The organism is Pseudoxanthomonas sp. Soil82, assembly GCF_040446535.1.
Taxonomy (GTDB): domain Bacteria; phylum Pseudomonadota; class Gammaproteobacteria; order Xanthomonadales; family Xanthomonadaceae; genus Pseudoxanthomonas; species Pseudoxanthomonas kaohsiungensis.
This window is the reverse complement of record NZ_JBEAAK010000005.1, coordinates 15,919-34,099: the sequence shown is the minus strand read 5'-3', so window position 1 is coordinate 34,099 and position 18,181 is coordinate 15,919. Positions and strand designations below refer to the sequence as shown.

Here is an 18,181-nt window from a genome sequence, read left to right as displayed (position 1 = left end):
ACGGGGGAGGGATGGACGACGTGGCAGGGATACTCGTGATCGTGGGCCTGGCCTTGCTGGCCATGCCGGTGTTGCTGGTCGTCGCGCTGGTGTCGCTCTCCTCGCTGAAGGGGCGGGTGGCCGAACTCGAAAGGAACCTGGCGGAGCTGCGGTTCGCGGCCGAGCGTCCGTCCGTGCGCGAAGGCGGCGCGACTGCGGCTCCGCGCGATCCGGCGGTGCCGCCGGGTCCGGAGCCTGCACCGGCGGCCGGCGATGCCCCGACCCTGTCCGAACTGATGCGGCGGCAGGCCAGCGACGGCACCGCGCCGGCCATGCCAGCAGCATCTGTACCGCTGCAGGCGTCCGTCGTGCCGCCCGCCACGCCCCCGCCGGCGTCCGCGACCGGTGCCGCCGCCTCCGCGCCACCGCCGCTGCCGCCGCCCGGCCCGCGGCAGGAGGCCGCCCGGGAGGCGGCCGGCGGTACCGCGCGCGCGCGCGCGGCCACGGCGTCGGCGCGCATCGCCCATGGACGCGCCGCGCCGGCGGAGAACGCGCTGCTGCGCGCGGCCAAGCGCTGGTTCACGGTCGGCAACGTGCCGGTCAAGATCGGCATGCTGGTGCTGCTGGCGGGCGTGGCGGCGCTGCTGAAGTACGCCAGCGACCAGGGCCTGTTCGTGCTGCCGCTGGAACTGCGCCTGGCGGCCGTGGCGGCCGCGGCGCTGGGTGCGCTGGTTTTCGCCTGGCGACGCCGCGACAGCAACCGCGTGTTCGCGCTGAGCCTGCAGGGCGGTGCGATCGGCGTGCTGCTGCTGACCGTGTTCGCCGCGTTCAAGCTTTATGGCGTGATCGACCCGGGGCCGGCGTTCGCCCTGAGCGTGCTGCTGGTGGCCGGCATGGGACTGCTGGCGGTGCTGCAGGACGCCAAGGCGCTGGCGGTGTTCGCGCTGCTCGCCGGCTTCCTCGCGCCGCTGTGGCTGTCGACCGGCAGCGGCAATCATGTCGCGTTGTTCTCGTACTACGCGCTGCTCAACGCGGCGATCGTGGCCATCGCCTGGTTCCGTGCGTGGCGCATCCTCAACCTGCTCGGTTTCGTCTTCACCTTCGGCATCGGCAGCCTGTGGGGTGCCAGCGCCTACACGCCGGAGAAGTTCGCCAGCACGCAGCCGTTCCTGCTGCTGTTCTTCGCGTTCTACCTGGTCGTGCCGATCCTGTTCGCGCGGCGGCAGCCGGCGGGGCGACGCGACCTGGTCGACGGTTGCCTGGTGTTCGGCACGCCGCTGGTGGCATTCACGCTGCAGGCCGGCCTGATGGACGGCCTGTTCGCCGATGGCAGCCGCATGCCATTGGCGCTGTGCGCGCTGGGCCTGGCCTTGCTGTACGCGGCATTGGCATGGGTGCTGCTGCGCCGCGCCGGCTACCGGGTGCTCGGCCAGTCGCATGCGATCCTGGCGGTCGGCTTCGCCACCCTGGCCGTGCCGCTGGCGCTGTCGGCGCGCGCCACCGCGAGCGTGTTCGCGCTGGAAGGCGCGGGCCTGGTCTGGCTCGGCCTGCGCCAGGGGCGTGGCCTGCCGGTGTTCACCGGCAGCGCGCTGCAGCTGGTGGCCGCGTGCGCGTTGCTGCTGGGTGCGGTCGACGATGCCGCGGGCGACGCCCGCCTGCTGCTCAATCCCACCGCCATGGCCGCGTTGCTGGTCGCCCTGGCCGGCCTGGCCAGTGCGTGGGCGGCGCGCCTGCACGGTGCGACGGTGCGGGCGTTGGCGTTCTACCTGTGGGGCCTGCTCTGGTGGTGCGGAAACGGCGTCCACGAGATCGACCGGTTCGTCGAGCCCGTCGCACGGGCGGACTGGCTGCTGGTGTTCGCCATCGCCACCGCCTGGCTGGCGGCGGAAGTCCACCGCCTGAGCCCGGCGCGTGCGCTGGCGTGGACCGTGGCGGGCGGTTTCGCCATGGCGCTGCCGCTGGCATTGGCACAGCACGCCGCGCACTCCCATCCGTTCGGCGGCGACTACGGGCTTGCGGCCTGGGTGGCGTTCGCGCTGCTGGGCCTGCGCAGCCTGGCCTGCCTGCGCGGGGACGCGAGCCGCCTCGCCAGCCTGGCGCAGTTCGCCTGGTGGCTGGCCTGGGCGATGGCGGTGTCGCTGTGGGCCGGCTGGTGGTCGTCGCACGCCGGCCTTGCGCAGGGCTGGCATCTGGCCCTGGGCGTCGCCCCGTGGCTGGTGCTGGTCGCGCTGGCGCTGTGGCGCTGGCGATGGCTGGCGATCCCGCGCGGCGCACTGGCGGATGGCGCGCGCACGCCGCTGCTGTGCGTGGCGTTTGCGGTGGTCGCGCTGGACTGGCTGCTGGCCTTGCGCCAGGCCGCGCCGTCCGCGCCGCTGCCGTGGCTGCCGCTGCTCAATCCGGCCGAGCTCGTCCATTCGCTGGCCCTGCTGCTCGCCGCGGCATGGCTGTGGTCGCCTTGGGCGCCGCAGGCGTTGCGGCCTCTGCGCATGGCACTGGTCGCCGCCGTCGGGTTCGTGCTGCTGAGCGTGAGCACGCTGCGTGGCGTGCACCACTGGGGCGGCGTCGCCTGGGAGCCGGGCCTGCTGTCCAGCAGCCTGGCCCAGACCAGCCTGACCGTAATCTGGAGCGTGCTCGGCGTGATCGGCTGGATCACCGGTTCGCGCCGCGGCCGCCGCGGCCTGTGGCTGGCCGGCGCGCTGCTGATGGGCGTGGTCCTGGCCAAGCTGCTGCTGGTCGACCGGCAGCACCTGGGCGGAATGCTCGGTATCGTCTCGTTCATCGCCTACGGGGTCCTGTGCACCATCGTCGGCTACCTGGCGCCGGCGCCCCCGCGCATGCCGGGCGCATCGGCTGGGGAATCGCACGCATGACGCTTCGCACGGGAGCCGCCGGAACGAGGATCGCCGCCTGGCTGGCGGTTACGCTTTCGCTGGTGATGTCCGTGGTGGCCAACGCCGCGTCGCGCGACGACTATGCGCGGCAGTGGCCGCTCACCCTGGGCCAGGAGGAAAGCGGCGCCTACCGCGTGTTGCTGGACGAGGCGGTGTACCGCAGCGCCAGCGAGGCCTCGCTGGCCGACGTGGAGGTGTTCAACGCGCAAGGGCAGCCGCTGCCGGCCGCGCTGCTGTCGCCGGCGCAACCGCTGGCGCAGGCGCCGCGCACGCTGGCGCTGCCGTGGTTTCCGTTGCCGGCGCTGGATCCGGCCGCCGGTGGCGGCGACCTTCGCCTGGTGGCCGAGCGTGACGAGGCCGGCGGCATCGTCCGCATCGAGGCCGGCGTGGCGCCACGCGACGCCGCGGTCGCGGTGCCGGGGCAGTGGCTGGTCGACGCCAGCCGCCTGCGCGAACCGGTGCGCGCGCTGCGGCTGGAGTGGGAGCGGCCACGCGACTCGCTGCAGGCCCGCTACCGGGTCGAGGGCAGCAACGACCTGCGCCAGTGGCGCACGCTCAACGAAGGCACCACCCTGCTGGACCTGGAGCGCGGCGGCGAGCGCCTGCGCCAGGGCCGGATCGAACTGGACGGGCAGGCGCGCTACCTGCGCCTGCTGCCGGTGCGGCCCGGTCCCGGGCCGTTGCCGGTGCTCAGCGGCGTGGTGGCAGAACTGGCGCCGCCGCCGCCGCAGGCACGCTGGGAGTGGGTGGAGCTCGAAGGCCAACGCCGCAACGAAGGCGGCCGCGAGTACTTCGAGTTCGAGCTGCCCGGACGCTTTCCGGTCGAGCGCGCCGACGTGCGCCTGCCGGGCAACAACGCGGTGGAATGGACCCTGCACAGCCGCGAACGCGGCGATGCCTCGTGGATCTGGCGGGCCGGTCCGTGGATGGCGTTCCAGGTGGGCGCTGGCGCGGGGCAGGCCAGCCAGTCCGATCCGCGGCCGCTGGCGATGGTCGTACGCGACCGCCACTGGCGGCTGGGCGCAGGCAGCGCGGTCGGCGCGCAGGCGCCGGTGCTGCGGCTGGGATATCGCCCCGAAGTGGTGGTGTTCCTGGCCCAGGGCGAGCCGCCGTATGCGCTGGCCGCCGGCAGCGCCAACGCCCGGCGTGCCGATGCGCCGATCCCGGCACTGCTGGAGGCTTTGCGCCGCCAGCGCGGTGCGGGATGGCAACCCGCACCGGCCTACCTGGCACCGGAGCCGGAGGAGCTGGCCGGCGAGCGCGCCTTGGCCCCGCAGCGGCAGATCGACTGGAAGAGCCTGTTGTTGTGGGCGCTGCTGGTCGGCGGCGCGGTGCTTGTCGCCGCGCTGGGCCTGAGCCTGCTGCGGCAGCCGCCGCGCGACTGAGCCTGGTTTGCCGTGGCGACGCGCGGGCGGGACAATGCCGCTCCCGCGCCGGCGGCGACGCGTTTCGTTTCCGGCGCAACGGCGCCTGCGCCACGCGTGCCCGCGGCGAACCGCCGCTTCCCAACTGAATGATGAGAGCCCAACGATGACGATCCTGCGGATGACCGACCTCGACCTCGCCGGCAAGCGCGTGCTGATCCGCCAGGACCTCAACGTGCCGATCGAGCAGGGCAGGATCACCTCCGAACAGCGCATCACCGCCTCGGTGCCCACGCTCAAGCTCGCGCTGGAGAAGGGCGCGGCGGTGATGGTGACCTCGCACCTGGGCCGGCCGAAGGAAGGCGTGTGGAGCGAGGCCGATTCGCTGGCCCCGGTCGCCGCGCGGCTGTCGCAGCTGCTGGGCGTGGACGTGCCGCTGGTGCGCGACTGGGTCGACGGCGTGCAGGTGCAGCCGGGCCAGGTCGTGTTGCTGGAGAACTGCCGCATGAACGTCGGCGAGGGCAAGGACGACGAGGCGCTGTCGAAGAAGTACGCCGCGCTGTGCGACGTGTTCGTGATGGATGCGTTCGGCACCGCGCACCGCGCCCAGGCCTCGACCCATGGCGTGATCCGCTTCGCCCCGGTCGCCGCCGGTGGCCCGCTGCTGATGGCCGAACTCGACGCGCTGGACAAGGCGCTGGCCAGCCCGGCGCGGCCGTTGCTGGCGATCGTGGCCGGCAGCAAGGTCTCGACCAAGCTCGAACTGCTCACCAGCCTGGTCGGCAAGGTCGACCAGTTGATCGTCGGCGGCGGCATCGCCAACACCTTCCTCGCCGCCACCGGGCACCCGGTCGGCAAGTCCCTGTACGAGGCGGACCTGCTGGACACGGCCAAGGGGATCCTCGCCGACGCGAAGGCGCGCGGCGCCGACATCCCGCTGCCCAGCGACGTGGTCGTGGCCAAGGCTTTCGCCGCCGATGCGCCGGCCACGGTCAAGCCGGTGGGCGAGGTCGCCGACGACGACCTGATCCTGGACATCGGCCCGCAGACCGGTGCGCGCTACGCCGCGCTGATCGCCGCCGCGGGCACGGTGGTGTGGAACGGGCCGGTCGGCGTGTTCGAGTTCGATGCGTTCGCCGGCGGCACCGAGGCGGTGGCGCGGGCGATCGCCGCATCCAAGGCGTTCTCCATCGCCGGCGGCGGCGACACCCTGGCGGCGGTGGACAAGTTCGGGATCGAGCAGCAGGTCAGCTACATCTCCACCGGCGGCGGCGCCTTCCTGGAGTTCCTCGAAGGCAAGACCCTGCCGGCGGTGGCGGCGCTGGACGCCCGCGGCGGCTGACGCGCGGGCATGCGCCGGCACGGCGGCCGATCGCCTGACCGGTCGCCATGTCTTCGACTAAAAAAAAACCGGTCCGGCGCGGCGCGCCGGACGGCAGGTGGATCAGCGGTGGAAATCGCCGGCCGCTTCGGGCTGGTAACGCACCGAGCGCACGCGCAGCTTCAGGGTGCGCCCGCCGGGCGCTTCCCACTCGATCGACTGGCCCACCGACAGGCCCAGCAGGGCGCTGCCCACCGGCGCCAGCACCGAGACGCGGCCCTTCTCGACGTCGGCTTCGTTCGGGTAGACCAGGGTGAGGACGTGGTCCTCGCCGGTGGCGATGTCTTCGCACTCCACCCGCGAGTGCATGGTCACCACGTCGGCAGGCACGCGCTCGGGCGGCAGGACCTCGGCGCGGTTGAGCTCGTCCATCAGCGCGATCGCGGCAGGATGGCGGCTGAGCACGGGCGAATCGAGCAGGGCTTCCAGCCGGGCGAGGTCGCGGCTGGAGATGATCAGGGATGGCGGCAGGCCGCTGGTGGGCTGGTTGGACATGGTCTTCCTCTGCGAGTGGCGCGCCGGGCGCGCATGAAGAAAAGGCGGCGCGTTTCCGCCCCGCCCCGGGTATCTGGGTTGTGGCTAAACCGTAGCCCGTAACCGGCGGGGTTTCAACCGCGTCCGGGGTGGCCGATCGCCTGCGTTCAGCCCCAGTCGCTGCGGGGCGTGGGGGCGGTCGCGGCGGCCTGCTGCAGCGGCACCGGCTCGCCGTCGTCGGGGGCGAGCAGGCCGGGCGGCAGGTCGGCGAACACCCGCGCCAGGCGGGCCAGGAAGCCGGCCATGGCCGAGCTGCGCCGCCAGACCATGGCGATGCTGCGGCTGGGATGGGAGTCGGCGAAGCGCAGCAGGTGGATGTTGTCCGAGCGCGCCACCGGTGGCTTCACCGCCAGGGTCGGCAACAGGGTCACGCCGACGTTGGCCGCGACCATCTGCCGCAGCGTTTCCAGGCTGGTGGCGCGGAATTCGGTGCGCTCGTGCGCGCCGGAGAGGCGGCATACGTCCAGCGCCTGTTCGCGCAGGCAGTGGCCATCCTCGAGCAGCAGCAGGCGCTGTTCGGCCAGCTCGTCCAGGGTGAGCGCATCGCGGCGCGAGAGCGGGTGGTTCTCCGGAACCGCCAGCACGAACGGTTCCTCGAACAGGAACTCGGCATGCAGCTGCTCGTCGTGCACGGGCAGGGCCAGCACGGCCGCGTCGAGCTTGCCGTCGCGCAGGCGCGCGAGCAGTTCGTCGCTCTTCTCCTCGACCAGCAGCAGTTCCAGCTGCGGGAAGCGCGCACGCACCCGCGGCACCACGTGCGGCAGCAGGTAGGGGGCGAGGGTCGGGAAGATGCCCAGGCGCACGGTGCCGGCCTCGGGGTCCTGGCTGCGGCGCGCGGCCTCCTTCATCTGCTCGACCTCGGCCACGATCCGGCGCGCGCGCTCGGCAGCCTCGCGGCCGGCCGGCGTGAGCATCACCTTGCGCGGCGCGCGCTCGACCAGTGGCACGCCCAGCTCGTCCTCGAGCTTGCGGATCTGGGTGGAGAGGGTGGGCTGGCTGACATGGCAGGCCGCGGCGGCGCGGCCGAAATGCTTCTGGTCGGCCAGCGCCACGAGGTATTTCAGGTCACGCAGGTTCATTGCCGGTCGCCCTCCCGGAATGCGCGTCGGTGGTGGTCCGCCCCGCACGCGGAGCGGACCACGGGGACCACTGTACCCTGTGTGCCGGCGTACCGTGGACCGGCGGCCCACGGCGAGGCACTCATGCCGCCTCGGCGACCGCTTCTGCCTTCGGCGCTGAGGTGCGGATCAGGTGGTCGAAGGCGGCCAGCGCGGCCTTGGAACCTTCGCCCATCGCGATCACGATCTGCTTGTACGGTACCGTGGTGCAGTCGCCGGCCGCGAACACGCCCGGCACGCTGGTCTGGCCGCGTTCGTCGATGATGATCTCCCCGCGCGGGCTCAGCGCCACCGTGCCCTTGAGCCATTCGGTGTTCGGCAGCAGGCCGATCTGGACGAACACGCCTTCCAGCTCGATCCGGTGCGAGTCGTGGCCGACGCGGTCGGTGTAGACCAGGCCGGTGACCCTCTGCCCGTCGCCGAGCACCTCGGTGGTCTGGGCGCTGGTGATCACGCGCACGTTGGGCAGGCTGCGCAACTTGCGCTGCAGGACCTCGTCGGCGCGCAGCGCGCCGTCGAACTCGACCAGGGTGACATGGCTGACGATGCCGGCCAGGTCGATCGCCGCTTCCACGCCGGAGTTGCCGCCGCCGATCACCGCCACGCGCTTGCCCTTGAACAGCGGGCCGTCGCAGTGCGGGCAGTAGGCCACGCCCTTGTTGCGGTATTCGTCCTCGCCGGGCACGTTCATCTGCCGCCAGCGCGCGCCGGTGGACAGGACCACGGCCTTGGACTTCAGCGAGGCGCCGTTGTCCAGCCTGATCTCGACCAGGCCGTCATCGCCGGCCGGCACCAGCGCGGTGGCGCGCTGCAGGTTCATCACGTCGACGTCGTACTCGCGCACGTGCTGCTCGAGTTGCGCGGCCAGCTTCGGGCCTTCGGTGTGCGGCACCGAAATGAAGTTCTCGATCGCCATGGTGTCCAGCACCTGGCCGCCGAAGCGCTCGGCCGCCACGCCGGTGCGTATGCCCTTGCGCGCGGCGTAGATCGCCGCGGCCGCGCCGGCCGGGCCGCCGCCGACGACGAGCACGTCGAACGCGGGCTTCTTCGCGATCTTCTCCGCCTCGCGCTTCTGCGCGCCGGTATCGAGCTTGGCGACGATCTCCTCCAGGCCCATGCGGCCATAAGCGAACAGCTCGCCGTTGAGGAACACCGCCGGAACCGACATCACCTGTCGCGACTCGACTTCCTGCTGGAACAGCGCGCCGTCGATGGCCACGTGCCTGATCTTCGGATTCAGCACCGCCATCAGGTTCAGCGCCTGGACCACGTCCGGGCAGTTCTGGCAGGACAGCGAGAAGTAGGTCTCGAACGCGAACTCGCCGTCGAGCGACTTCACCTGCTCGATCACCTCGGCCGCCGCCTTGGACGGATGGCCGCCGACCTGCAGCAGCGCCAGCACCAGCGAGGTGAACTCGTGGCCCATCGGCAGGCCGGCGAAGGCCAGTGAGATGTCCTGGCCGGGGCTGGTCACGGCGAAGGAGGGCTTGCGCTGCGCGTCGTCGCGGCGCACTTCCAGGCTGACCTTGGGCGAGAGCGCTTCGATGTCCTGCAGCAACTGCAGCATCTGCGCCGAGCTGTCGCCGTCGTCGAGCGAGGCGACCAGGTGCACCGGGCGGGTGAGGCGCTCCAGGTAGGCCTGGAGCTGGGTCTTGAGGCTGGCGTCCAACATGGCGCGACTCCTTGGGGGAGGAATGGTCCGGCAGTGGCGGGCACGGTTGCCCGTTGCGTGTCCGGGGCGCCGGACACGGTGCGGCGTAGGAGTGGAAGGAAGCCGACGCGGCCTGCGTGGCGTGCCGGGAGAGACGGCGGCTGCGTGGGGCGCGATGGCTTCCTTCCACTCCCATCCCCGTCGGGCGACGGGGATGGGGTGGCGGTGCCTGTCCGTCCCGCCGACGGGCGGAACGGACGGGCACGGACGGCCTTAGATCTTGCCGACCAGGTCCAGCGACGGGGCGATGGTCTGGGCGCCTTCCTTCCACTTGGCCGGGCAGACCTGGCCGGGGTTGGCGGCGACGAACTGGGCGGCCTTCAGCTTGCGCAGGGTCTCGCTGACGTCGCGGGCGATCGCGTTGTCGTGGATCTCCAGCGTCTTGATCACGCCTTCCGGGTTGATGATGAAGGTGCCGCGCAGGGCCAGGCCTTCTTCCTCGATGTGCACGCCGAAGGCGCGGGTCAGCTGGTGGGTCGGGTCGCCGACCAGCGGGAACTGGGCCTTGCCCACCGCCGGGGAGGTCTCGTGCCACACCTTGTGCGAGAAGTGGGTGTCGGTGGTCACGATGTAGACCTCGGCACCGGCCTTCTGGAACTCGGCGTAGTTGTTGGCGGCGTCCTCGACCTCGGTCGGGCAGTTGAAGGTGAAGGCGGCCGGCATGAAGATCAGGACCGACCACTTGCCCTTGAGGCTGGCGTCGGTGACTTCGATGAACTCGCCGTTCTGGAACGCGGTGGCCTTGAACGGTTTGACCGTGGTGTTGATCAGGGACATGGGGAGGTCCTCTCGGTTGGGGTGGAAGGGAACGGCGACCATGCTAGGCCGCCTCGATAGACAGAGCAAATCGATTAAAGGGATTGAATAGATAGTCATTGGCTATCGATATTCAAGCCCCGGCCTTTGGTGCAGCGCCACAGGCTTGGCGCGCGGCCGGCGCTGGTCCATCGTTCCGGCCATGAGCTCCCCGATTCCAGGCCCGCCCGGCCCTGCAACGTCAGACCCGTCCGCCATCCACGTCGACGCGCTGCTGCGCGAGTCCTCTGCCCGGATCGGGCGCGAGGACGCCGAACCCCTGCTGATCCATGCGCTGGGGGTGGACCGGGCCTGGCTGTTCGCCCATGCCACGGATCCGGTCGCGGCCGCGGCCGCGGCGCGCGTCCGCGTCCTGGTCGAGCGCCGTGCCGCGGGTGAACCGGTGGCGTACCTGACCGGGCGCCGTGGCTTCTGGACCCTGGACCTGGAAGTCACCCCCGACACGCTGATCCCGCGTCCGGAAACCGAACTGCTGGTGGAACTGGCCCTGGCCCGCATCGGCCGCGACGCGCCGGCGCGGATCGCCGACCTGGGCACCGGCAGCGGTGCGGTCGCGCTGGCCCTGGCCAGCGAACGGCCGGCCGCGGTGGTGGTCGCCACCGACGTCAGCAAGGACACGCTGGCCGTGGCCGTGCGCAACGCCCAGGCCCACGCACTGGACAATGTCTGGTTCAGGCGCGGCGACTGGTGCCAGGCGCTGGGCCACGACCGCTTCGACCTGATCGCGAGCAATCCTCCCTACATCGCCGATGGCGATCCGCACCTGGCCCGGGGCGACCTGCGCCACGAGCCCGGGCGCGCGCTGGCCTCCGGCAGCGACGGGCTCGATGCGATCCGCGCGATCGTGCAGGCGGCGCCGAGCCATCTGGTGCCCGGTGGCTGGCTGTTGCTGGAGCACGGGCTGGAGCAGGGGGCGGCGATCCGTGCGCTGATGCAGCAGGCCGGGATGGTCGAAGTGGCCACCGAGCGCGACCTCGAACAACGCGACCGCGTCACCCTCGGCCGCATGCCGCCGTAGAGCGGGGCTTGCCCCGCTGCTTGTGTCGCACGAACAGCGGGGCAAGCCCCCCTCGACGAACGCCGGCGAAGAGGGGGCAAGCCGCGATCCACGAACGCCGGCGAAGCGGGGCAGGCCCCGCTCCACGAAAGTCGGCGACGCGCGGCAGGCCCCGCTCCACCGCGTCGCTTGCGGCGCCTGGAAGCGGTCGTGCCGGCCGGGCCGATACAATGCGGGTTGCTACCCGTTGCAGGACCCGCGCATGCGCAAGCTCTATCCCGAGATCGAACCGTTCGACACCGGCACCCTGAAGGTCGACGCCCGGCACGAGCTGTACTACGAGCAGTGCGGCAACCCGGCGGGCAAGCCGGTGGTGATGCTGCACGGCGGTCCCGGCGGCGGCTGCAGCGCGAAGATGCGCTGCTTCCACGACCCGGCGCGCTACCGGATCGTACTGTTCGACCAGCGCGGCGCCGGCCGATCCACCCCGCACGCGGACCTGGTCGACAACACCACCTGGGACCTCGTCGCCGACATCGAGAAGCTGCGCACGAAGCTGGGCATCGACCGCTGGCAGGTGTTCGGCGGCAGCTGGGGCTCGACCCTGGCCCTGGCCTACGCGCAGGCCCACCCGCAGCGCGTGGCCGAGCTGGTCCTGCGCGGCATCTTCATGCTCCGCCGCTGGGAGCTGGAATGGTTCTACCAGGAGGGCGCCAACCGGCTGTTCCCGGACGCCTGGGAGCACTACGTCGCCGCGATCCCGCCGGTGGAGCGCCACGACCTGATCTCGGCGTTCCATCGCCGCCTGACCAGCGACGACGAGGCCACGCGCCTGGCGGCTGCGCGCGCGTGGAGCGTCTGGGAAGGCGCTACCAGCTTCCTGCACGTGGACGCGGATTTCGTCAGCAGCCACCAGGACGCGCGCTTCGCGCTGGCGTTCGCCCGGATCGAAAACCATTACTTCGTCAATGGCGGCTTCTTCGAGGTCGAGGACCAGCTGCTGCGCGACGCGCACCGCATCGCCGGCATCCCCGGCGTGATCGTGCATGGCCGCTACGACGTGGTCTGCCCGCTGCAGAACGCATGGGAACTGCACAAGGCCTGGCCGGCGTCGAAGCTGGAGATCACCGCGGCCTCCGGGCATTCGGCGTTCGAGCCGGAGAACATCGACGCACTGGTGCGGGCGACCGACGCGTTCGCTTCGTAGGCGCCGATTCATCGGCGACACGGGCGTCGGGAGAACGAGGGAGCCGCCTGGGCGGACGGCGTCGGGTCGCCGATGAATCGGCTCCTACAAGGGCGGCGGCGAAGGCTCGGCGGCCGGCGGGTCCGGCAACGCGGCCTGCTCGGCCGGCAGCTCGGCCGGCACCGGCTGCGGATACGGCAGCACCGGGAACAGCGTCGGCTGGGCCTGGGTGGCGGCCGATGGCTTGGCCGGCCGTTCGATGTCCTCGGGCAGGAAGCGCTCGAGCACCGAGAAGAAACGCTTGTAGAAGTTGGGATCCTGCAGGGTCGCGCTGGCGACCTTGACCAGCGAGTCGTCGCTGGAGCCGATCGGCAGCGACAGCGAACCCAGCGCGCTCACGCCGACGCTGGCGCTGGTGTTGCTCTTGCGCAGCGCGTAGCGGTCCTGGACCGCGTTGACGAACACCAGTGTCTGCTGGTCGCCGCGGGTCTGCGGCATGCACACCGCGCGGAACTCCACCTGCTCGTGGCTCTCTTCCTGCTGGAAGTACTTGCGGGCCTCGACCACGTCCGCCTCGGCGCGGCCGACGACGAAACCCTGGCTCAGCAGCGCGCGGCGGGCGGCCTCGCAGGCCTGCGCCGGCGAATGGTCGAAGCTGCGCGAATAGGTGTTGGACGAATCGAAGGCCTCATAGGCCGTAGGCGTCGACTTGGTGCCGCCACCCATCGAACAGCCACCGAGCGTGGCGACCAGCAGCAGCGGCAGGAGGAGCGGGCGTGGCGCAGGCATCATCAGCTTCGTGAAGGAGGAGCCGCCCGAGTATGCCGGATGGCCGGGGCCCAGCACGAGACACCGGTGGTACCGTTTTCAGTGCCGCCGGTCACGGATTCATTCGCGGGTCAGGCTGTGGCGAACCGGGTCGCCAGCGGCGGCAGCAGACGGGCCAGCCGCAACGCCCATTGGCGCTGGCCGTCCGCATCGGCGATCAGGTCCTGGCGGATCTCCAGTTCCACGTGTGGAAGGCCACGCGCTTCGCCGTGCACCGGGATCGCGTAGTCGCTGGTGTCGCTCACCGCGTAGGGCTGGTTGTCGCCGACGAGCAGGTCGCCTTCGGCCATGAGCGCGTCGCGCAGCGCATGCGCCAGGCGCGCGTCGCGGTGGTAGAGGACGCCGCAGTGCCAGGGGCGCGCCACCCCGGCCATAGCAGGAGTGAAGCTGTGCAGGGTCATCAGCAGGGTGGGGCGCGGCGCCAGGCGGCGCTGCTCGAGCGCTTCGACGATCGCGTCGTGATAGGGCCGGAATATCTCGCGGACGCGTGCGGCACGCGCCTGCGCGGTCAGTGTCGCGTTGGCCGGCACGGCGGTTCCGTCGCTGCTGGCCACGATCAGGGTTGGCGACTCCAGCGGCCGGTTGCAGTCGATCACCAGCCGCGAATAGGCCTGCAGGATCGTCCATGCATCGAGCAGGGTCGCCAGTTCCCGGGCCACGCCGGCGATGCCGATGTCCCAGCCGATGTGGCGATCGATCTCGCCCGGCGGCAGGCCCAGGTCGCCAAGCGCGCGCGGGATCGCCTGGCCGGCGTGGTCGGCGGTGAGCAGCCAGGGCGATGCGCCGTGGCGGTTCAGCAACTCGAACGGGGCCGGGTCGCCCGGCTGCAGCAGGGCCTCGATGGCCAGGGAATCAGCGTCCACGCGGACTGCCGTCGAGGTTGTGGTCGATCATCCACAGGCCGGCCCAGAGCTTGGCGTCCAGCTCGTAGCCCTGGCCGAGCTTGCCGGCCAGCCACGCCGCCGCGCTGGCGCGCGGAACCTCGTGCACGGTGATGTCCTCGCTCGCATCGCCGCCACCGGCGCCGACCTTGCGCAGGCCGGTGGCGCGGACGAAGGCGATCTTCTCGCTGCTGGCGCCCGAGGAGGTCGGGCCGACCATCAGCACTTCGGCGTGGTCGGCAGTCCAGCCGGTCTCTTCCTCCAGTTCACGGATCGAGGACCGCTCGATCGTCTCGCCGGCGTCGACATCGCCGACCAGGCCGGCCGGCATCTCGATCGTGCGGGCCTGCAGCGGCACCCGGAACTGCTCGACGAACAGAACCCGGTCCTCGGGCGTGACCGCGATGATGATCGCCGCCAGGCCGCCGGCATGGGTGCGCTCGGAGTATTCCCAGGTGCCGCGGACCACCATGCGCTGGTAGCGGCCTTCATAGACGATGCGGGGGACGTCGCCGGGCTGCACGCCTGTGGCTTCGGGCGCGGTGTTTCGATCGTGGCTCATGCGTCCATGCTAAGCCGGAAGCGGTGACGGTTGTGCGTCGCCGGTGGTGCCGGCGTCCAGCCCGGCGGCGCCGCGCAGGCGGCGCCGGGTCATCGGGCCGAAGCGCAGGGTGGCCGCCAGCGCGTCGAGCATCTCCGGGTCGGCCTCGGCGCGCGCAGCCACCGGGCCGTCGTAACCCAGCGGCGCATCGCAGGCGATGGTGGTCAACTGGCGCCACAGCAGCGCGTGTTCGCGTTGCTCGCGCAGCCGCGCCGCCACCTGCGCGGCACCGCGCAGGCGCAGGAAGCCGACTTCGTCCACGCGCTCGAGCAGCGCGTCGAGGCTGCCGAAATGGGCCAGCAGCACGGCGGCGGTCTTGGCGCCGACGCCGCTGACGCCGGGGATGTTGTCGACCGCATCGCCGGTCAGGGCCAGGTAGTCGGCGATCTGGTGCGCGTGCACGCCATGGCGTGCCTTGACGCCATCGGCGCCCCAGCGCTGCGCGCGCGCATAGTCCCACTGCTCGTCGTGCTCGCCCAGCAGCTGCGACAGGTCCTTGTCGGCCGAGACGATCACGCCGCGGTAGCCGGCCGGCCGCGCCCGGTGCAGGGCGCTGCCGATCAGGTCGTCGGCTTCGTAGTCGCGGTCGGCCAGCACCGCCAGGCCGAGCGCGGCGCACAGCGCCTTGCAGTGCGCGAACTGGCGGCGCAGCTCTTCCGGTGCCGGCTCGCGGTTGGCCTTGTAGGCCGGATAGAGGCGGTTGCGGAAACAGCTGTCCAGCGCCTCGTCGAAGGCGATGGCGATCTGCGGTGGCCGCTCGCGCTCGAGCAGGTCGAGCAGGAACCGGGCGAAGCCGTGCACGGCGTTGGTCGGCCACCCATGCGCGTCGCGGAATTCGTCGGGCATCGAATGCCAGGCCCGGAACACGTACAGGCTGGCGTCGACCAGGTAGAGCGGGGCCCGCCCTGCAGCGCCCGCGTCCGCCAGGCCCGCCGCTGCCGCGCTCACGGGTTCCAGTCCGACAGCAGGGCGCGCGGATCGGGGCGGTCGCGTTCCGGCACTGCCTGCAACGGCGTGCCGACATGGACGAAGCCGACGATGCGCTCGCCGTCGGCGAGGCCCAGGATGCGCGCGACCTCGGTGTCGTAAGCCATCCAGGCCGTCAGCCACTGCGCGCCGAAGCCCATCGCCTGCGCCGCCTGAAGCAGGGCGAAGCAGACGCAGCCGGCGGTCAGCAGCTGCTCCTGCTCCGGCACCTTGTGCCCGGACTGGAGGCGGGCCACCACCGCCACTACCAGCGGCGCGTGCGAGAAGCGCTGGCGATCCTTCTCCACGGCATGCGGCGGGGCGTCCGGATCGCGCTGCAGCGCGCGCCGGGCCAGGAACTCGCCCAGGACCTGCCGCGCGGGGCCGGCGATGCGCAGGAAGCGGAACGGGACCAGCTTGCCGTGGTCGGGCACGCGCACGGCCGACTCGAGCATGCGCAGCAGGGTCGGCTCGTCGGGACCGGGTTCGCCCAGCTGCATGGAGGGAACCGAGCGGCGCTGGTCCAGCGCTTGCAGGGCTGAAAGTGTGCGCATAATCTCAAATCACTCAAGTCCGGCCGCGGCGTGCCGAAAGTGGGAAGTATAGGCGTCCCCCTCGCACGCCCCGGATCGGGGGCGGACCTGGCCTGCACAAGCGGTTCATGTGCGCGCCTTAAATTCGCAGGCCGATGCAGACACCGCCGTTCGTAGACGAGCTCCCCAGCCGCAACCCCGACCTGTTGAACCAGGTCCGGGAGGGCATGTTGCTGCCGCTGTCCGATGCCTTCGCCGCCGAGCTCGATGCGGCCGGTGCCGGGCTGTTCCAGTTGGCCGACACGGCCGCGCCGGCGCTGCAGAAGGAATACCTGGACGCAGTCCAGGAGCTCAAGCGCGACCGCGAGTCGCTGGTCGCCCGTTTCCGCGCGCACCTGGCCAGGGCCTGGCAGGCGCTCGAAGCGGGGCGGCCGCTTTCGGTCGAGCGCACGCTGGCGCGCGGCAACGACCTGACCCTGGTCGCCGAGGCCGAGCTGGAGGTGCGCCTGGCCGTGCGCAACCTCGCCGGCGCGATCCAGCAGGCCTGGCGCCCGGAGCTGATGCGGCTGGACCGCTACCTGGGTTTCATCGCCGGTGGCATGCGCCTGGACAGCGACAGCAACCCGATCGGTCCCGAACACCTGGGCGTGGCGTTCTACGCCGCCCTCTCCGGCACCCAGCTGGCGCCGCGCGCGCAGCTGGCGACCGTGCGCGTCTGCGAGCCGGGCATGGTCGAACGCGTCGGCCGGCTGTACGCCAGCCTGGAGACGCAGCTGCTGGCCATCGCCCGCGCCAGCGAGCTGCCGACGGGTCGCGCGCGGCGCCGCGGCATCCCCGGCCAGGCTAGGTCTGCGCGCGCCGAAGCGGACTGGATCAGCCGCTTCTTCAGCCACTGGCAGGGTGGGCAGCGGGCGCCGGAGGCCGGCCATGCGATCGACGTCCATGCGCGCGCCGGCCATGAGCTCCTGCCGGCCGAGCTGCACCGGCTGCTGCAGGATGCGCGTGCCGGCGGCGATCCGGACGCCGCGGGCGACGGTAGGCGGGTGCTGTCTCCGCGCGAACTGGCGTCGGCCCTGTCGCTGCTGCAGACCACCCCCCATGCCGGCTTCGAGGAAATCGACCGGGGCGGCGACCTGCGCGCCGGATTGCGCGGGCAGCTGCTCGCGCACGGCGCGATGCTGGGGATCGACCCCGCCTCGGTGCGCATGGACGCGGCCGATGCCGACACCCTCGACCTGGTCGCCATGCTGTTCCAGGCCATGCTGCAGGAATCGCAGTTGCGCGCGGACCTGCGCCCGGTGCTGGGACAGCTGCTCGTGCCGGTGGCCAAGGTCGCGCTGCAGGATCCACGCCTGTTCGTCCGCGACAGCCACCCGGCGCGTCGCCTGTTGAACTTGCTCGCCGACGCCTGCGACGGCAACCCCGGCGAGACCGCGGCCGAACTGGCGCTGCTGGCCCAGGTGCAGGCGGTGGCCGGGCGCGTGGCCCGCGATTTCGACGAACACCTGGGGGTGTTCCTCCAGGCCGAATCGGAATTCGGCGCGTACTTCGAGCAGTACCGGCGCCGCGTCGAGATCGCCGAGCGGCGTGCCGCGGAGCTGCAGCGCGCCGAAGAGCGCCGCGTCGCCGCGCGCACCCTGGCCGCTGGCGCGCTGGAGGCGCGGATGCAGGGACAGGCGCTGCCGCCGGTCCTGGAGGGCTTCCTGCGCCGGCCATGGGTCCAGCACCTCGAGCGCGTGGCGCTGCGCGAGGGCGCGGCCGATGGCCCGGCCACGACCGCGGCGCTGGCGGCGGCCGACGGCCTGCTGCGTGCGTGCGCGGAACCGGCTGCCCGCGACGATGCCTGGCTCGAACGGCAGCGCCCGGTCCTGCAGCGCATCTACACCGAGGCCGGGCTGGCGCCGGACAGCGCCGACGCGGCCACCGCCACCCTGCTGGACGTGCTGCGCGGGCTGCGGGCGGCCGACCTGCCCGCACCCGAGCTGCCCCCGGCCCCGCCGGCACCGGCCCCGGTCGACGAGGCCGCCGACTCGCCGCTGCCCGACGAGCCCCCCGAGCAGGTCGGATTCGACATGGAGACGGCCGAGTACTTCCAGTCGCTGCCGCTGGGGACCTGGCTGGACTTCGTCGACCGCTTCGGCCAGGTCCAGGCGGGCAAGCTGGCGTGGGTGAGCCCCATCTCCGGCCGGCGCATGTTCGTCAACCGGCGCGGCGCCCGGTTCTGCGTGGCGTCGCCCGAGCAGCTGGCGACCATGGTCCGGCTGGGCCGGCTGCGACTGCACCGGGACGAGGATGCCTTCTACAGTGCCATGCAGTCGGTGGTCGATTCCCTGGACACGCCGGCCGCGGCCTGACGCTGCGCGTCGGAAATTGCCCTGACGCGTCGGGAACTGCA

General features: G+C 72.0%; 15 protein-coding genes. 6 read left to right on the top strand and 9 right to left on the bottom strand.

Annotated elements, in window-relative coordinates; genetic code table 11:
• The first annotated feature begins 20 nt into the window (after positions 1-20).
• The 3 genes from ABKA19_RS13970 to ABKA19_RS13960 all read left to right on the top strand — a co-directional run bounded on the left by ABKA19_RS13970 (position 21) and on the right by ABKA19_RS13960 (position 5,576).
• Positions 21-2,849, top strand: a complete 2,829-nt coding sequence (locus tag ABKA19_RS13970; RefSeq protein WP_353689418.1) for a DUF2339 domain-containing protein — start codon at positions 21-23, stop codon at positions 2,847-2,849.
• Positions 2,846-4,255 (top strand): DUF3999 domain-containing protein, encoded by a 1,410-nt coding sequence (locus ABKA19_RS13965; protein WP_502945803.1) that lies wholly within the window; start codon positions 2,846-2,848, stop codon positions 4,253-4,255. Before ABKA19_RS13970 ends, ABKA19_RS13965 begins: the two co-directional genes overlap by 4 nt.
• 145 nt (positions 4,256-4,400) lie before the next feature.
• Positions 4,401-5,576, top strand: a complete 1,176-nt coding sequence (locus tag ABKA19_RS13960; RefSeq protein ID WP_353689417.1) for a phosphoglycerate kinase — start codon at positions 4,401-4,403, stop codon at positions 5,574-5,576.
• A gap of 102 nt (positions 5,577-5,678) precedes the next feature.
• Here ABKA19_RS13960 and rnk read toward each other — a convergent pair whose 3' ends face one another.
• From rnk to ahpC, 4 genes are all read right to left on the bottom strand, one after another.
• Positions 5,679-6,110, bottom strand: coding sequence for a nucleoside diphosphate kinase regulator (rnk, locus tag ABKA19_RS13955; protein WP_162376476.1), 432 nt, complete (start codon positions 6,108-6,110; stop codon positions 5,679-5,681).
• 146 nt (positions 6,111-6,256) lie between these two features.
• Complete coding sequence (gene oxyR / locus ABKA19_RS13950) at positions 6,257-7,228, bottom strand: DNA-binding transcriptional regulator OxyR (protein ID WP_353689416.1); 972 nt, start codon at positions 7,226-7,228, stop codon at positions 6,257-6,259.
• Positions 7,229-7,349: 121 nt separating this feature from the next.
• Positions 7,350-8,939 (bottom strand): alkyl hydroperoxide reductase subunit F, encoded by a 1,590-nt coding sequence (gene ahpF, locus ABKA19_RS13945; RefSeq protein WP_353689415.1) that lies wholly within the window; start codon positions 8,937-8,939, stop codon positions 7,350-7,352.
• A gap of 252 nt (positions 8,940-9,191) precedes the next feature.
• Complete coding sequence (gene ahpC / locus ABKA19_RS13940) at positions 9,192-9,755, bottom strand: alkyl hydroperoxide reductase subunit C (protein WP_162376479.1); 564 nt, start codon at positions 9,753-9,755, stop codon at positions 9,192-9,194.
• Between the two features lie 181 nt (positions 9,756-9,936).
• Between ahpC and prmC the strand changes: the two genes are divergently transcribed.
• Entirely contained in the window at positions 9,937-10,812 is an 876-nt protein-coding gene (gene prmC, locus ABKA19_RS13935; protein ID WP_353689414.1) for a peptide chain release factor N(5)-glutamine methyltransferase, read from the top strand.
• A gap of 241 nt (positions 10,813-11,053) precedes the next feature.
• Positions 11,054-11,998 carry a prolyl aminopeptidase gene (gene pip / locus ABKA19_RS13930; protein ID WP_353689413.1) on the top strand — a complete coding sequence of 315 codons (945 nt, stop codon included), beginning with the start codon at positions 11,054-11,056 and terminating at the stop codon, positions 11,996-11,998.
• An 84-nt stretch (positions 11,999-12,082) separates the two neighbouring features.
• On the opposite strand, the gene ABKA19_RS13925 is transcribed toward pip, so the two are convergent.
• The 5 genes from ABKA19_RS13925 to ABKA19_RS13905 all read right to left on the bottom strand — a co-directional run bounded on the left by ABKA19_RS13925 (position 12,083) and on the right by ABKA19_RS13905 (position 15,807).
• On the bottom strand, positions 12,083-12,766 hold the full coding sequence (locus tag ABKA19_RS13925; protein ID WP_353689412.1) for a DUF2242 domain-containing protein: 684 nt from the start codon (positions 12,764-12,766) through the stop codon (positions 12,083-12,085).
• Positions 12,767-12,876: 110 nt separating this feature from the next.
• Complete coding sequence (locus tag ABKA19_RS13920) at positions 12,877-13,668, bottom strand: N-formylglutamate amidohydrolase (protein ID WP_353689411.1); 792 nt, start codon at positions 13,666-13,668, stop codon at positions 12,877-12,879.
• Positions 13,658-14,248 carry an NUDIX hydrolase gene (locus tag ABKA19_RS13915; protein WP_162376484.1) on the bottom strand — a complete coding sequence of 197 codons (591 nt, stop codon included), beginning with the start codon at positions 14,246-14,248 and terminating at the stop codon, positions 13,658-13,660. The genes ABKA19_RS13920 and ABKA19_RS13915 overlap by 11 nt, the downstream gene beginning before the upstream one ends.
• A 9-nt stretch (positions 14,249-14,257) precedes the next feature.
• A complete protein-coding gene (locus tag ABKA19_RS13910) occupies positions 14,258-15,235 on the bottom strand; it encodes a 5'-3' exonuclease (protein ID WP_353689410.1) in 978 nt (325 codons plus the stop codon).
• Positions 15,232-15,807, bottom strand: coding sequence for a nitroreductase family protein (locus ABKA19_RS13905; RefSeq protein ID WP_353689409.1), 576 nt, complete (start codon positions 15,805-15,807; stop codon positions 15,232-15,234). The genes ABKA19_RS13910 and ABKA19_RS13905 overlap by 4 nt, the downstream gene beginning before the upstream one ends.
• 134 nt (positions 15,808-15,941) lie before the next feature.
• Between ABKA19_RS13905 and ABKA19_RS13900 the strand changes: the two genes are divergently transcribed.
• The gene (locus ABKA19_RS13900; protein ID WP_353689408.1) at positions 15,942-18,140 is read left to right on the top strand and encodes a DUF1631 family protein; all 2,199 of its coding nucleotides are present in this window, start codon (positions 15,942-15,944) and stop codon (positions 18,138-18,140) included.
• The last annotated feature ends 41 nt before the right edge of the window (positions 18,141-18,181 follow it).